Below are 14,897 nucleotides of genomic sequence, written 5' to 3' on the forward strand. Positions count from 1 at the left end.
TCGGGAGCGGCCCGGAGGCCGGCTCGTCAGCTCACATCATGTCTTCGATCTCGGCGGCGATGGGGTCGGCGTCGGTGCCGATGACGACCTGGATCGCGTTGCCCATCTTGACGACGCCGTGGGCGCCGGCGGCCTTGAGGGCGGCCTCGTCGACGAGGGAGGAGTCGACGACCTCGGTGCGGAGGCGGGTGATGCAGCCCTCGACCTCTTCGATGTTGTCGAGTCCGCCGAGCCCGGCGACGATCTTCTCAGCCTTGCTGGCCATGTCCACTCCTGCTTGTCTCGGCCGCCGGCGGTTCCGCCGTGCGGTTTTCACACCGTAACGCACGTTCAGCCCAACAATATGGGCGTTTGTCCGCTGTCTGACGAAGGATGGCGATCACCGGAGTGCACACCGGGGGACGGTGCGCACCACGAGTGGTCTACACCACCAGTATGCGGCAAGGACGAGGTCGGTTGTCGACGGGCCGACTGCCGGGAGGACACGGATGAGTTCGAACGCAGCGGCGGCGGCACCGGGGAAGAACTGGGCGTCGAATCTCTTCCAGGGTTTGCAGAAGATGGGGCGCAGTCTGCAGTTGCCGATTGCCGTCCTGCCCGCTGCGGGGATTCTCAACCGCCTTGGCCAGCCGGATGTGTTCGGCGCGGACGGGCTGGGCTGGGACGCCGTCGGCAAGGTGTTCGCGGCCGCGGGCGGTGCGCTGCTGGATTCGGGGCTCGGGTTGCCGCTGCTGTTCTGCATCGGTGTGGCGATCGGTATGGCCAAGAAGGCGGACGGGTCGACGGCGCTGGCCGCGGTGACCGGATTCCTCGTCTACTTCTCGGTCATGCATGCGTTCCCGGCGGGCTGCTCCGCGGGGCAGACGTACACACAGGCGGGCCTGTGGAGCGGGGTGTGCGTGGACAAGACGCAGACGGTGACGCCGGCCGCCTTCCAGAATCCGGGGGTGTTCGGCGGCATCGTCATGGGGTTTCTGACCGCCTGGCTCTGGCAGCGCTTTCACCGGGTGAAGCTGGTGGACTGGCTGGGGTTCTTCAACGGCCGCCGGCTGGTCCCGATCATCATGGCCTTCGTGGGCCTGGTGTTCGCGGTGCTGTGCCTGTTCGTCTGGCAGCCGATCGGCGATGCGCTGACGAGCTTCAGCGAATGGCTGTCGGGGCTGGAGGCGTGGGGTTCGGGGATTTTCGGTGTCGCCAACCGCGCGCTGCTGGTGATCGGCCTGCATCAGTTCCTGAACACCTTCGTCTGGTTCCAGTTCGGCAGTTTCACCAAGCCGGACGGCACGGTCGTCCACGGTGACATCAACCGGTTCCTGGCGGGCGATCCGGATGCGGGGCAGTTCACCACGGGGTTCTTCCCGATCATGATGTTTGCGCTGCCGGCCGCGGCGCTGGCGATCGCGCACTGCGCCAAGCCGCATCGGCGCAAGGAGATCGCGGGCATGATGCTGTCGGTCGGCCTGACGTCGTTCGTGACGGGTGTGACCGAGCCGATCGAGTATTCGTTCCTCTTCGTGGCGCCGGTGCTGTACGCGATCCATGCGGTGCTGACGGGTGTGTCGATGGGGGTGAGCTGGGCGCTGGGGGTGCACGACAGCTTCAGCTTCTCGGCGGGTCTGATCGACTACGTCATCAACTGGGGGCTGGCGACCAAGCCTTGGCTGATCATTCCCATCGGTTTGTGTTTCGCGGTGGTCTACTACGCCCTCTTCCGTTTCGTGATCACGAAATTCAATCTGGCGACGCCCGGCCGCGAGCCGGATGAGGTGGGGGACGCGATGGAGCGGGAGAACGTGAAGTAGCGGGACGGGCAAGGAGCAGGGCGGGCGCGACGGCGCCTGCCGGGGGGGTGCGCACCGGCCCCCGCCCGCCCTTCCGTGCCGCCTCCGCCGGCCCCCGGGTTCCGCCGCCCGGGGGCCGGTCGTCGTGTGGTCCACACCACTTGGAAGAATGGATTCCTTTATGTCGGGGCTACGTGCTAAGAATGGTCTAAACCACTAGTGGTGTAGACCAAGGTGTAGACCAAGCGCGGGCCGTTCCCCCCTTTTGAGTGCCCGCCTCACCAGGAGGAATCCGATGAGTTCGGCCACCGCCACGCAGGCGGCTCCCGCGAAGAAGCGGGGCTCCGGCCTGTTCCAGGGCCTGCAGAAGATCGGCCGCAGCCTCCAGCTGCCGATCGCCGTACTGCCCGCCGCGGGCATCCTCAACCGCCTCGGCCAGCCGGACGTCTTCGGCGAGAAGGGCCTCGGCTGGATCGACGTCAGCAAGGTCTTCGCCGCCGCCGGCGGCGCGGTCTTCGACAACCTGCCGCTGCTGTTCTGCATAGGCGTCGCCATCGGCTTCGCGAAGAAGTCCGATGGCTCGACGGCGCTCGCCGCGCTGGTCGGCTTTCTGGTCTACAGCAATGTCCTCAAGGCGTTCCCGGTCACGGAAGGCCATATCGAGAAGGGCAAGTGGGTCGAGCCGGTCCTCAACAACCCCGGCGTCCTCGGCGGCATCATCATGGGCCTGCTCGCCGCGGTCCTGTGGCAGCGCTACCACCGCAAGAAGCTGGTGGACTGGCTGGGCTTCTTCAACGGCCGCCGGCTCGTCCCGATCATCATGGCCTTCGTGGGCACCGCCGTCGGCGTGCTCTTCCTGCTGATCTGGGAGCCCATCGGCAGCGCCATCTCCAGCTTCGGCGAGTGGATGACCGGCCTGGGTGCGGGCGGTGCCGGCCTGTTCGGTCTGATCAACCGCGCGCTGCTGCCGATCGGGATGCACCAGTTCGTCAACACCGTCTCGTGGTTCCAGCTCGGTGACTTCACCGATGCCGCCGGCAAGGTCGCGCACGGCGACATCGGCCGCTTCTTCGCCGGTGACCCGTCCGCCGGCCAGTTCATGTCCGGCTTCTTCCCGATCATGATGTTCGGTCTGCCGGCCGCCGCCCTCGCCATCGCGCACTGCGCCCGCCCCGAGCGCCGCAAGGCCGTACTGGGCATGATGATCTCGCTCGCGCTGACCTCCTTCGTCTGCGGTATCACCGAGCCGATCGAGTTCTCGTTCCTGTTCATCGCCCCGGTGCTGTACGCGATCCACGCCGTGCTGACCGCCCTGTCCATGGCCCTCACCTGGGCGCTCGGTGTGCACGACGGCTTCACCTTCTCCGCCGGCTTCATCGACTACGCGCTGAACTGGAACCTGGCCACCAAGCCCTGGATGATCATCCCGATCGGCCTGGTCATGGCGGCCGTCTACTACGTGCTGTTCCGCTTCGCGATCACCAAGTTCAACCTCACCACCCCGGGCCGGGAGCCCGAGGAGGAGATCGAGGACCTGACGAAGGCGTAAGCCGCGCAGACCACGGCACAGGAAGGGCCCCGGAACCGCAGCACGGTTCCGGGGCCCTTCCTCGTGGCGCGCGGCGCGCCCCGCTCAGATCTCGTAGACCGCGCCCGCCTTGGCGACCTCGACCGGCCCGTCGTAGACCTTCTGGGCGTCACGGACGCTGATGGCCGGGTCGGTCCACGGCGGGATGTGGGTCAGCACCAGCCGCCCCGCACCGGCCCGCCGGCTGATCTCGCCGGCCTCCCGGCCGTTGAGGTGCAGGTCCGGGATGTCTTCCTTGCCGTAGGTGAAGGACGCCTCGCACAGGAAGAAGTCGGCGCCGGCGACCAGGCTCTCCAGCGCGTCGCAGGGGCCGGTGTCGCCGGAGTACACCAGGGACCTGCCGCCGTGTTCGAAACGGAAGCCGAAGGCCTCCACCGGGTGGCTGACCCGCTCCGTGCGGATCGTGAACGGTCCGATGGTGAAGGTGCCCGGCGTCAGGGTGCGGAACTCGAAGACCTCGCTCATCGCCCCGTCGTACGGCAGATCGGCGTGCGCGACGGTCAGCCGGCGCTCGGTACCGGCCGGCCCGTGGACCGGCATCGGCGCGCAACGTCCGCCGTCCGGGCGGTAATAGCGCACGACGAAGTAGCCGCACAGGTCGATGCAGTGATCGGCATGCAGATGCGACAGGAGTACGGCATCCAGGTCATAGAGGCCGATGTGGCGCTGCAGCTCGCCCAGGGCGCCGTTGCCCATGTCGATGAGCAGCCTGAAGCCGTCGGCCTCCAGGAGGTAGCTCGAACAGGCCGATTCCACGGAAGGGAACGACCCCGAGCATCCGACGACAGTGAGCTTCATAGCGGGCGTGAACCTCCGTGGGCGGGGGCGGCGGTCGGCAGGTCCATGCCGGGGATCCCGGCGGGGCCTTGCCGGGTTGTGCCGGGTCCTTGGCGGTCGGTGCGGTGCCCACGAGCGTAAGGCGCAAAAGGTCCTGTGGCTCCTCCAGCGGGGCGAGCTGTGGGCGGAATCACCAGTCTGGGCTGTCGCCCCGTACGCCCGTACGTAGTGGCCGGGGCCGCCCGGCATTCCGCCGCGCCCCCATGGGGGCCGGCCGCCGTGGCGGGGGGACGGTTCTGCGGGCGCCCGGCCTTCGGGGGCACACCCCCGGGAAAGCGTCCCCCCGCCGCGGCGCGGAACCGCGACGGCGGGGATCCGGCGGCATACGTACCGGGCACGGCGAGCACGTTCGGCGATCCGACGCCGGTCGGCTACGCCCAGAGCTGGCCGTGCAGCGTGGCGATCGCCGCTTCCGTGGACTCGGCCGTGTAGACGCCGGTGGAGAGGTACTTCCAGCCGCCGTCGGCGACGACGAAGACGATGTCGGCGCTCTCCCCCGCCTTGACGGCCTTCTTGCCGACGCCGATGGCGGCATGCAGCGCCGCGCCGGTGGAGATGCCCGCGAAGATGCCTTCCTCGGCGAGGAGTTCACGGGTGCGGCGAACCGCGTCCTCGGAGCCGACCGAGAAGCGGGTGGTGAGCACGGACTCGTCGTAGAGCTCGGGGATGAAGCCCTCATCGAGGTTGCGCAGACCGTAGACGACATCGTCGTAGCGGGGCTCGGCGGCGACGATCCGGACGCCGGGGACCTGCTCGCGCAGGTAGCGGCCGACGCCCATGAGCGTGCCGGTGGTGCCCAGACCGGCCACGAAATGGGTCACGGAGGGGAGGTCGGCGAGGATCTCGGGGCCGGTGGTGGCGTAGTGCGCACCGGCGTTGTCGGGGTTCCCGTACTGGTAGAGCATCACCCAGTCGGGGTGCTCGGCGGACAGCTCCTTGGCGACCCGGACGGCCGTGTTGGAGCCGCCCGCCGCCGGCGAGGAGATGATCTCGGCGCCCCACATGGCGAGCAGCTCGCGCCGCTCGGACGAGGTGTTCTCCGGCATGACGCACACGATGCGGTAGCCCTTGAGCTTGGCCGCCATGGCGAGCGAGATGCCGGTGTTGCCGCTGGTCGGCTCCAGGATGGTGCAGCCGGGGGTGAGCCGACCGTCCTTCTCGGCCTGCTCGATCATGTGCAGCGCGGGCCGGTCCTTGACGGAGCCCGTGGGATTGCGGTCCTCCAGCTTCGCCCAGATGCGGACGTCGTCGGCCGGGGACAGGCGCGGGAGGCGGACGAGAGGAGTGTTCCCGACCGCCGCCAGCGGGGAGTCGTACCGCACGTCAGACCATTCCGCCGGCCACTGCCGGAAGAATCGTCACGCTGTCGCCGTCGGCGAGCTTGGTGGAGATGCCTTCCAGGAAGCGGACGTCCTCGTCGTTGAGGTAGACGTTCACGAAGCGGCGCAGCTGCTCGCCGTCGACAATGCGCTCGCGGATGCCGGTGTGCCGGCTGTCCAGGTCGGTGAAGAGGTCGGCGAGGGTCTCTCCGCTGCCCTCTACGGCCTTCTCGCCGTCGGTGTAGGTGCGCAGGATGGTGGGGATTCGGACCTCGATGGCCATGAGAGTGCTCCTGTCGGAGTGCGGTGGCGGGGGCTGTGCGTCCCGTGTGCACGGCCCTACGGCGTGCCGGGAGGGCGTCGGGTGACGCCGGACGTGCGGGGCTGTGGGAGGCGCGCGTCGCGCGGCCGTACCGGCCCGGGTCAGGCGGCTGCGCAGCGCGGACAGATGGCGCTGGAAAGGCGGCACAGATCCACGTGCAGCCGTGCGGCTCCGCAGCCGAACGCGCCCAGCAGTGCGGATGCGGAGCGACGCGTGGCGAGCGGAGCGCGCAGCAGCATGCCCGGCCTCTTCTCGCTCACGTCGTGGTCAACCATGCGGTCATCGTATCGATTCCCGGTCCGGGTATTGGAACCTCGTCCCATGATGCGGACGATTGGTGTACACCAGGTGGGACGACCTCAGGAGTAGGCCGCCACGACCTCGACCTCTTCCTCGGTGACCTCGCCGTTCACGATGCGGTACGAGCGGAACTGGAAGGGCCCGGCGTCGTCGGTGTCGGCGGTGGAGACCAGGACATAGTGGGCGCCGGGCTCGTTCGCGTAGGAGATGTCGGTGCGCGAGGGGTAGGCCTCGGTGGCGGTGTGCGAGTGGTAGATGATCACCGGCTCCTCGTCCCGGTCGTCCATCTCGCGGTAGAGCTTGAGCAGGTCGGCGGAGTCGAATTCGTAGAACGTGGGCGAACGGGCGGCGTTCAGCATCGGAACGAACCGCTCCGGGCGGCCGCTGCCGGCCGGTCCCGCGATCACGCCGCAGGCCTCGTCGGGGTGGTCCTGGCGGGAGTGCTCGACGATCCGGTCGAAAAGCGCCTTGGTGAGGGTCAGCATGGCGCCAAGAATAAACAGCGGGCCCGCGCGTACCGAAGAGTGGTACGCGCGGGCCCGCATGCTGGACGATCGGGGGGATTCGCCCCGTTTGCGTCCGAGAGGTGCCTCAGTCCTTGGTGGAGGCGTCCTGCGGTGCCGCGCCGGCCGTCAGGCCGTTCGCCGCGTCCCGCCGCTTGATGCAGAGGTAGCCCACGCCCAGGATCAGCGCCCACACGGGAGCCGCGTAGAGCGAGATCCTCGCGTCCGGGTCGACGCCCATCATCACGATCACCATGGCGATGAAGGCCAGCGCGAAGATCGAGGTGAAGGGGCTGCCGGGGGCCTTGAACTCGGACTGCGGCAGCTCGCCGCGGTTCGCCTTGGCGCGGTAGCGCAGCTGCGAGGCCAGGATGACGATCCACGCCCACATACCGGAGATGGTGGCGAAGGAGACGACGTAGTTGAACGCCTCACCGGGCCACTGGTAGTTGATGTAGACGCCGAACAGCATCATCGCGACCGAGACGCCGGTGCCCCAGGTGGGCAGGCCGTTCTTGCTGAGCTTGGTGAAGAACTTCGGGCCCTGGCCGTTGAGCGCGAGGTCGCGCAGCATCCGGCCGGTGGAGTACATACCGGAGTTGGCCGAGGAGAGCGCGGCGGTCAGCACGACGAAGTTGACGATGCCGGCACCGGCCGGCAGGCCGATCTGCTGGAAGGCGGCGACGAAGGGGCTGACGCCCGGCTTGAAGACCGTCCAGCTGACGACGGACAGGATGATGATCAGCGCGCCGATGTAGAAGAGGCCGATCCGCCACGGCACGGTGTTGATCGCCTTGGGCAGGACCTTCTTGGGGTTGGTCGCCTCGCCCGCGGTGACGCCGACGAGTTCGACCGCCAGGAAGGCGAACATCACGATCTGCAGCGTCATCAGCGTGCCGCCGATGCCCTTGGGGAAGAAACCGCCGTGGGACCACAGGTTGGTGAAGGAGGCGGTGTCACCGGCGTCGGAGAAGCCGAGGGTGATCACGCCGAGGCCGATCAGGATCATGCCGATGATCGCGGTGACCTTGACCATCGAGAACCAGAATTCCAGCTCACCGAAGATCTTCACGGAGATCAGGTTGATACCGAACAGCGCGACGGTGAAGACCAGCGCCGCGGCCCACTGCGGTATGCCCTTGTTCCAGTACTGCACGTACGTGGCCGCTGCGGTCACTTCGGTGATGCCGGTGACGACCCAGAACAGCCAGTACGTCCAGCCGGTCACAAAGCCGACGAAGGGGCCGAGGAATTCCCGGGCGTACTCGGAGAAGGAGCCGGAGACGGGCCGGTACATGAGCAGTTCGCCCAGGGCCCGCATGATGAAGAAGATGACCAGACCGACGATGGCGTAGGCGAGGATGATGCTCGGCCCGGCCATCGAGATCGCCTTACCGGCTCCGAGGAAGAGGCCGGTACCGATGGCGCCACCAATGGCGATCATCTGGATCTGACGGTTTCCCAGACCTCGCTGATAGCCCTCTTCGGGGGGCTGCTCAGCTGCCTCGTTGCCGTCGTGTTGCTTGTCGACCTGCACAGAGGTCATGTGTGGTGCGCCTTTCTCCATACCGACCCGGTCTGTCCGGATCGGGTCCCGATCCCCCCGGATGGAGTTCCTGCACGCCGACGGTCGGCCGGCACAGCGCTCCCGTGGCGACAGGGGTGGCGTCACTCACGGCAGGTCGTGAACATGTATCACGGCGTCTCTTGGAGCGCCTAGGGATGGCGTGAATCAAACCACGAGATAAAGAGGACAAGAACCCCGAAGTGCCGCAATTCACATGGGGGTGGTGACGCGATCGTTATCCGGATTTGAGCATCCGCTGAGCGAACGCTGCGGAAACAACCGGGGCAGTATGCCCGAATTTCAACCCATCAGGGACTCGACGAGAGTCTCCTGGAGCCCGCCGAGCCAGAGGTAAGCCATCACCATCGGCTTGCGCGGGTCGCTGTCCGGGAGCCGCAGCAGCTCTCCGCCGTCCTCTTCATCGGTTACTTCAAGCCGCGTACCGATGGCCAGCCTGAGGTCGTTGAGGGCCCCCAGCCACTGCCGGCACTCACCGGCGTCGAGGCGGAGCATCGCGCTGTCACCGGCGGGCGCCAGGGTGTCCAGCGCACGGATCAGCGCCAGGGCGTCCTCGCGCTTGCGCGAGCGCAGATCGTTCTCGGTGTAGCGGCGGAATTCGGCGGAGGCCGCGCGCACATCGTCGTCGGGGACGAGATCGGGTCCGCCGTAGGCGTCGGGGAAGAAGCGGGCCAGTACCGGGTCGGCGGGCGGCTCGCTGGGGCCGTCGTTGAAGATCGAGGCCAGCAGGTCGTCGCTCTCGCTCTCCCCGGCCTCCTCGCCCGGACCGATCAGCTCCATCAGCTGGACGGCGAGGCTGCGCAGGATGGAGATCTCGACCTCGTCGAGGGGTACGGCGGCGCCACCGCCGGGCAGCGGCTCGAAGTGCCCGGTCATCGGCGGTCCTGCTGAAGGGTCGCCCACAGGCCGTAGCCGTGCATGGCCTGCACGTCGCGCTCCATTTCCTCGCGGCTGCCGCTGGAGACCACCGCGCGTCCCTTGTGATGGACGTCGAGCATCAACTGGTGCGCCTTGTCCTTGGAGTAGCCGAAGTACGACTGGAAGACATAGGAGACATAGCTCATGAGATTGACGGGGTCGTTGTGGACGATCGTGACCCACGGGACGTCGGGTTCGGGGACCTCATAGGGGGCCTCGCTCGACTCGGGCCGCTCGACCTCGACCGGGACACTGAGGGTGCAGCGATGCGGCCGGAGCGTAATCGTGGGTGACGGGTGGGCGCTCACAGGCCCCATGCTGCCACCCGGGGGCGGGCGACGCACAAATGCCCCTCGCGCGGGCCGCGTCGGCGGGCCGGGCGCGGCGGCCGCCTGGGGCGCCCCGAGGCACCCGACCCGCTATCGTCAAAGTGACGAGTATGAGGGGTAGCATCTCCCCTATGAACACAGCAGACCTGGGGCTGCCGGTGGCCGTGCCGTCGACTGCACTCTTCACCGACCAGTACGAACTCACCATGCTGCAGGCCGCGTTGCGGTCCGGCACCGCGGACCGGCGTTCGGTCTTCGAGGTCTTCACCCGCCGGCTTCCCGAGGGCCGCCGCTACGGCGTGGTGGGCGGCACCGGCCGGGTGCTGGACGCGGTGGAGAACTTCCGCTTCGACGAGACGATCCTCGGCTTCCTCCGCGAGCGCGACATCCTCGACGAGCCGACGCTCCAGTGGCTGGCCGACTTCCGCTTCCGCGGCGACATCTGGGGCTACCCGGAGGGCGAGGTCTACTTCCCCGGCTCCCCGCTCGTGCGGGTCGAGGGCACCTTCGCCGAGGCGGTCCTCCTGGAGACGGTGATCCTCTCGATCCTCAACCACGACTCCGCGGTGGCCGCGGCCGCCTCCCGGATGTCGGTGGCGGCCGGCGACCGCCCGCTGATGGAGATGGGCGCCCGACGCACCCATGAGCTGTCGGCGGTGGCCGCGGCCCGCGCCGCGTACGTCGGCGGTTTCCACACCACGTCCGACCTGGCGGCCGGCTTCCGCTACAACATCCCCACCGTCGGCACCAGCGCCCACGCCTTCACCCTGCTGCACGACACCGAGCGGGACGCCTTCACCGCACAGGTCGAGAGCCTCGGCAGCGGTACGACCCTGCTCGTGGACACCTTCGACGTCACCGAGGCGGTGCGCACGGCCGTGGAGGTGGCCGGCCCCGGCCTCGGCGCCGTCCGGATCGACTCCGGTGATCTGCTGCTGATCGCCCACCGGGTGCGCCAGCAGCTGGACGAGCTCGGCGCCACCAAGACCAAGATCGTGGTCACCAGCGACCTGGACGAGTACGCCATCGCCTCGCTGGCCGCCGCCCCGGTGGACGCGTACGGCGTCGGCACCCAGCTGGTGACCGGCAGCGGGCACCCGACCTGCTCGATGGTCTACAAGCTCGTCGCCCGCGCCGACAGCGAGGAGCCCGGCGCCTCGCTGCGGCCGGTCGCGAAGAAGTCGATGGGCGCCAAGACCTCGCTCGGCGGCCGTAAATGGGCCGCGCGCCGGCTCGACGAGGACGGTGTGGCCGTGGCCGAGGTCATCGGCACCGGGCCGGTCCCGGCGGAGCTGGCCGACCGGCAGCTGCTGGTGCCGCTGGTCAGCGGCGGCAAGGTGGTGGCCCGCGAGCCGCTGGACGCGGCTCGCGACCGGCATATCGCCGCCCGCGCCCAGCTGCCGCTGTCGGCGACCCAGCTCTCCCGCGGCGAGGCCGTCCTGCCCACCGAGTACGTCTGACCCGGCGCCACCGCCCGTGAGCGGGGTGCCGGGCGGCCGCCGCCGTACACCGCGCCCGGCGGCCGTCGCGCTGCCGGGCTCCGGACCACTCCCGCAATCCCCGTCCAGTGGCTACCCTCGGTCACACCACCACTCCGCGCCCCTCCCCCGATTCCCAGCCGGAAGGCACGCACCATGCACCGGGCATTGATCGTCGTTGATGTGCAGAACGACTTCTGCGAGGGCGGCAGCCTCGCGGTGGCGGGAGGTGCGGATGTCGCGGCGGCCATCACCGATCTGATCGGCCAGGCGGCCTGCGGCGGCTACCGCCATGTCGTGGCCACCCGGGACCACCACATCGATCCCGGTGACCACTTCTCCGACACCCCGGACTACGAGCACTCCTGGCCGGTGCACTGCGTGGCCGGCACGGAAGGCAGCGGCTTCCACCCCAATTTCGCCCCGGCGATCGCCTCCGGCGCCATCGACGCGGTCTTCGACAAGGGCTCCTACACCGGCGCCTACAGCGGTTTCGAGGGCGCGGACGAGAACGGCAGCTCGCTCGCGGACTGGCTGCACGCGCACCGCGTCAGCGAGGTCGATGTGGTCGGTATCGCCACCGACCACTGCGTACGGGCCACCGCCCTGGACGCGCTCAGGTCCGGGCTGCGCACCCACGTCCTGCTGGATCTGACCGCGGGCGTGGCCGCGCACACCACCGAGCGGGCGCTGGAGGAGCTGCGCGCGGCCGGTGCCGAGCTGACCGGCAAGCCGGTGGTCCTCGGCGGCTGAGCCGCGCGCGGGGCCCGTCAGGCGGCCGATGCGGGGCGCTCGTCGTCCCCGTCCGGCTCCTCCCCTCTGCCCGGGAGGGCCGGATTCCGCAGCAGCGCCCGTATCGGGTGCCACGACTCGGTGTCGTCCTCCGGGGCCTCGCGCCAGACCAGGCCGTCCGGATGGTGCAGTACGGCCGTGATCTCGTCGGGTGTCGGCGGCTCGGTGTTGCCGCGCAGGTAGACGGCCCGCAGCCCGAGATTGCGCAGCCTGGTCAGGGCGCGCTGGCGGTTCACGGCATGGACCAGGACCCGCACCCGGCAACCGCAGTCGTACAGGCCGGCCCGCGCCCCGTGGGGCGGTCTGGGCAGCGAGAGGGCGACCACCACGCTTCCGCCAGGAAGCCTGATGAAACCACCACCGGACATCGTCATATCTCCCCCGTGAGACTTCGCGTCAACAAGGAACTGTAGAACGCATCTAAACGCGAATCAGCCGCCGCCCGCTAGGGGGCGGCGGCTGAATAGCCTCTGACCTGCGATTTTACCTTTTACTTACCGGCTGACCCGACCCGAAGCGTCACCGCGGAGCCATCCCGGGCCTCGTTGGTGATCTTGATCCGGGTGTGGGTGTCAGGAACGATCACACCGCCGGTCGGGTTCGCCTTGTCGTAGTAGACGCCGTGCCGGTCGTCGAAGAGCGTCACGCCCGGCTTCGACTTGATCTTGACCGCCTTGCCGTCCTTGTGGAGGGTCAGGGCGTCGGTCCTGAAGCGCGTGAAGGTCGAGTCGTAGGACTGGAAGCGGTTGCGCATCAGCTTGCCGTCGGTCCACCGCTCGGCCTTGGGGTGCGCGTCGACCGGCAGGATCTGCCCGTAGCCGGGGTGCTGGCCGACGTTGTTGTCCGGCTGCGAGGTGTCCCACAGCCAGATCAGTACACCGTTCTGGTAGGGGAAGTGCTCCACCCAGCCCGGCTTGGCGGTGGTCCAGCCGAAGTTGTACGGGCCGACCTTGAGGGTCTTGTCGTACGACACGTACTGGCGGTTCTCGGCGATGTAGTACTGCGGGTAGTCCTTGGTGAAGGACGCGCCTATGCGCGAGAAGCCCTTGCTGGTCCAGCCGTTGTCGCCGTTCTCGGCGTTGTCGCCGAAGAGCGGCTGGCCGTCGGCGGTGACGCCGATGCTGTCGGCCGCGAAGCCCTTCTGCGCCGCGCCGCCGTCGGTCTGGTAGCGGAAGCGGAGGTCGATCTTCTTGCCCGCATAGGCGTCCAGCGGGTAGGCGAGGTCCTGGTAGGCGTCGACGGTGCCGGTCAGGGCGGGCTTGTCGCTGCCGTCGCGCGGAATGGCCTTGCCGCCCGCGGTGCCGTCGAGGGCCGTCCAGTTGTTGCCGCCGTCGGTGGAGACCTCGGCGTAGAGGTAGTCGTAGTCCTTCTCGATGTCCCACCAGCCCTTGAGCGTCAGCGACGCCTTGGCCTTACCGGTGAGGTCCACCGGCCGGGACAGGGTGTTCTTCAGGTCGTTGCCCATGTCGCTCCACCACTGGTGGGAGCCTTCCGCGGGAGCGACGATGTCGGTCTTGACCTGCTTGGCGGGCAGTTCGACGACCACCGCCTGCTTGTTCTTGGTGTTGTACTCGGCGACGCCCAGCTTGTGGGTGGACTTCTTCCCGGCCTTCGCCTTGCCGTAGTTGAGCCAGCCCAGCTGCAGCTTGTCCCAGGCGCTCATGTCGCCGGGCAGGTCGCCGATGGAGTTCTTGCCGGTGCCGAGCCAGGAGCCGCCCGACATCAGCGACCAGAAGTCCACCGAGGATTCGCCGGTGCCGCTGGTGTCGTACTCGTCCGGCAGGCCCAGGTCATGGCCGTACTCGTGGGCGAAGACGCCGAGTCCGCCGTTCTCCGGCTGCATGGTGTAGTCGCCGACCCAGATCCCGGTGTCGGCGATCTGGGTGCCGCCCGCCTTGTTGGCGCCCGGACCGGTCTTGCCGGCGTCGGTGCCGTAGGCGTACCAGCGGTGCGCCCAGATCGCGTTCGTCTTCTGGACACCGCCGCCCGCGGACTCGTCCTCGCCGGCGTGCACGATCTGGAAGTGGTCGATATAACCGTCGGGCTCGTTGAAGTTGCCGTCGCCGTCGTGGTCGTAGCGGTCCCACTGGTCGTACTTGGCCAGGTCGGTCTTGATCTCGGCGTCGGTGCGGCCCTTGGCCTTCTGGTCCTTGGCCCACTGGTTGACACCGTCGCGGATCAGGTCCCAGGCGCTGGCGCAGTTGGTCTGGCCGCAGTAGTTGGAACCGTAACGGGCCTCGTTCGAGTCGACCTTGACCCAGTCGGAGACCTCGCCCTGTACGGAGTAGCGGCCCGAGGACTGCTTCTCGTAGTACTTGGCCAGCGACTGCTTCTTCTTGTCGTGCGAGAAGTAGAGGTCCTGGAAGTGCTTCTGGTTGAAGTCCTTCTGCCAGGCCGTGCTGTTGTCCTTGGCACGGTCCGGCTGGGCTATCCGGTTGTGCAGCGGGCCGGGATCGCCGCCGTACTTCTTCACCGGCGGCTTGGGGCCGTCGCCGTCCGGGTCGAACATCGTGGTGTCGTCGACCTTGTCGCCGAAATCCACGAGGATGGTGAAGATCTTGTCGGTCTTCTGCCGGGCGAGCTCGACGTACTTGCTCTTGCCGAGCTTGACGACCTTGGAGCCGCCCCGCTCGGTCGCCTTGGCGTCACCGGAGATGACCTCCTGGAGCGCTTCCTTGCGCGCGGCCGCCTGCCGGTCGCTGAAGGGCCCCTTGAGGTCATGATCCACGGTCCGCTCGGGAGCCGGGTCATGGCGCCTGGCTACGGGCGACGGGCCCTGCGCATCGGCCGCGGCCACCCCCGAAGACAAAGCGGCCGCCCCGATCGCGGCGATTGCCGTGGCCAGGGCGGCCGATCTGAACACCGTTCTGTGTTCTCTCACTTGGCGCTGTCCTCCCCTTCGAACCGGTCACTGTTCGAGGGCATTCGACCGGAACTACGGGGAAAAAGACAGGTCTTGACTTGGGCACGTCAGCGAAGTACGTTACTCGGTCCGCGAGTTACGGGTATCGGACACCGGACGGCAGCGTCACGTCGGGCGTCATCTCCTGCGGCAGGGACCCGGTGTATATGCCCGCTGGGCATGCGCCCCCGCCCCCAACAGCCATGACGGCAGCGCGAATACACACGCGAGGCGGCATTGTGC

At 68.3% G+C, this 14,897-nt stretch carries 15 protein-coding genes; 4 read left to right on the forward strand and 11 right to left on the reverse strand.

Annotated features, from left to right (window positions below; genetic code table 11):
- Nucleotides 1-31: 31 nt before the first annotated feature.
- Nucleotides 32-271, reverse strand: a complete 240-nt coding sequence (locus ACWGI6_RS14065; RefSeq protein ID WP_393907305.1) for a glucose PTS transporter subunit EIIB — start codon at nt 269-271, stop codon at nt 32-34.
- Between the two features lie 217 nt (nt 272-488).
- Here ACWGI6_RS14065 and ACWGI6_RS14070 point away from each other — a divergent pair, with 217 nt between their 5' ends.
- Both ACWGI6_RS14070 and ACWGI6_RS14075 read left to right on the forward strand, forming a co-directional pair.
- Nucleotides 489-1,802 carry a PTS transporter subunit EIIC gene (locus tag ACWGI6_RS14070; protein ID WP_393907306.1) on the forward strand — a complete coding sequence of 438 codons (1,314 nt, stop codon included), beginning with the start codon at nt 489-491 and terminating at the stop codon, nt 1,800-1,802.
- A 274-nt stretch (nt 1,803-2,076) separates the two neighbouring features.
- A complete protein-coding gene (locus ACWGI6_RS14075; protein WP_453267729.1) occupies nt 2,077-3,330 on the forward strand; it encodes a PTS transporter subunit EIIC in 1,254 nt (417 codons plus the stop codon).
- Nucleotides 3,331-3,414: 84 nt separating this feature from the next.
- Here the strand turns inward: ACWGI6_RS14075 and ACWGI6_RS14080 are convergent, their stop codons facing one another.
- From ACWGI6_RS14080 to clpS, 8 genes are all read right to left on the reverse strand, one after another.
- Nucleotides 3,415-4,167, reverse strand: a complete 753-nt coding sequence (locus tag ACWGI6_RS14080) for an MBL fold metallo-hydrolase (RefSeq protein WP_453267730.1) — start codon at nt 4,165-4,167, stop codon at nt 3,415-3,417.
- Nucleotides 4,168-4,577: 410 nt separating this feature from the next.
- Nucleotides 4,578-5,528 (reverse strand): PLP-dependent cysteine synthase family protein, encoded by a 951-nt coding sequence (locus ACWGI6_RS14085; protein WP_453267731.1) that lies wholly within the window; start codon nt 5,526-5,528, stop codon nt 4,578-4,580.
- Nucleotide 5,529: 1 nt separating this feature from the next.
- On the reverse strand, nt 5,530-5,808 hold the full coding sequence (locus tag ACWGI6_RS14090) for a MoaD/ThiS family protein (protein ID WP_453267732.1): 279 nt from the start codon (nt 5,806-5,808) through the stop codon (nt 5,530-5,532).
- Nucleotides 5,809-5,948: 140 nt separating this feature from the next.
- Nucleotides 5,949-6,122 (reverse strand): putative leader peptide, encoded by a 174-nt coding sequence (locus ACWGI6_RS14095; RefSeq protein WP_453267733.1) that lies wholly within the window; start codon nt 6,120-6,122, stop codon nt 5,949-5,951.
- Nucleotides 6,123-6,206: 84 nt separating this feature from the next.
- On the reverse strand, nt 6,207-6,632 hold the full coding sequence (locus ACWGI6_RS14100) for a Mov34/MPN/PAD-1 family protein (RefSeq protein ID WP_453267734.1): 426 nt from the start codon (nt 6,630-6,632) through the stop codon (nt 6,207-6,209).
- 106 nt (nt 6,633-6,738) lie between these two features.
- Nucleotides 6,739-8,196 (reverse strand): amino acid permease, encoded by a 1,458-nt coding sequence (locus tag ACWGI6_RS14105; RefSeq protein WP_453267735.1) that lies wholly within the window; start codon nt 8,194-8,196, stop codon nt 6,739-6,741.
- Between the two features lie 321 nt (nt 8,197-8,517).
- Nucleotides 8,518-9,111: a DUF2017 domain-containing protein gene (locus ACWGI6_RS14110; protein ID WP_393907314.1), complete on the reverse strand. Its 594-nt coding sequence runs from the start codon at nt 9,109-9,111 to the stop codon at nt 8,518-8,520.
- A complete protein-coding gene (clpS, locus tag ACWGI6_RS14115; RefSeq protein ID WP_393907315.1) occupies nt 9,108-9,461 on the reverse strand; it encodes an ATP-dependent Clp protease adapter ClpS in 354 nt (117 codons plus the stop codon). The genes ACWGI6_RS14110 and clpS overlap by 4 nt, the downstream gene beginning before the upstream one ends.
- 152 nt (nt 9,462-9,613) lie before the next feature.
- Here clpS and ACWGI6_RS14120 point away from each other — a divergent pair, with 152 nt between their 5' ends.
- Nucleotides 9,614-10,942 carry a nicotinate phosphoribosyltransferase gene (locus ACWGI6_RS14120; RefSeq protein WP_453267736.1) on the forward strand — a complete coding sequence of 443 codons (1,329 nt, stop codon included), beginning with the start codon at nt 9,614-9,616 and terminating at the stop codon, nt 10,940-10,942.
- Between the two features lie 174 nt (nt 10,943-11,116).
- Complete coding sequence (locus ACWGI6_RS14125) at nt 11,117-11,713, forward strand: isochorismatase family protein (protein WP_453267737.1); 597 nt, start codon at nt 11,117-11,119, stop codon at nt 11,711-11,713.
- Between the two features lie 17 nt (nt 11,714-11,730).
- Here ACWGI6_RS14125 and ACWGI6_RS14130 read toward each other — a convergent pair whose 3' ends face one another.
- Entirely contained in the window at nt 11,731-12,120 is a 390-nt protein-coding gene (locus tag ACWGI6_RS14130) for a hypothetical protein (RefSeq protein WP_393907318.1), read from the reverse strand.
- Nucleotides 12,121-12,242: 122 nt separating this feature from the next.
- On the reverse strand, nt 12,243-14,633 hold the full coding sequence (locus tag ACWGI6_RS14135) for an immune inhibitor A domain-containing protein (RefSeq protein ID WP_453267738.1): 2,391 nt from the start codon (nt 14,631-14,633) through the stop codon (nt 12,243-12,245).
- Between the last annotated feature and the right edge of the window lie 264 nt (nt 14,634-14,897).

This window comes from Streptomyces sp. NPDC054786 (genome assembly GCF_053611685.1).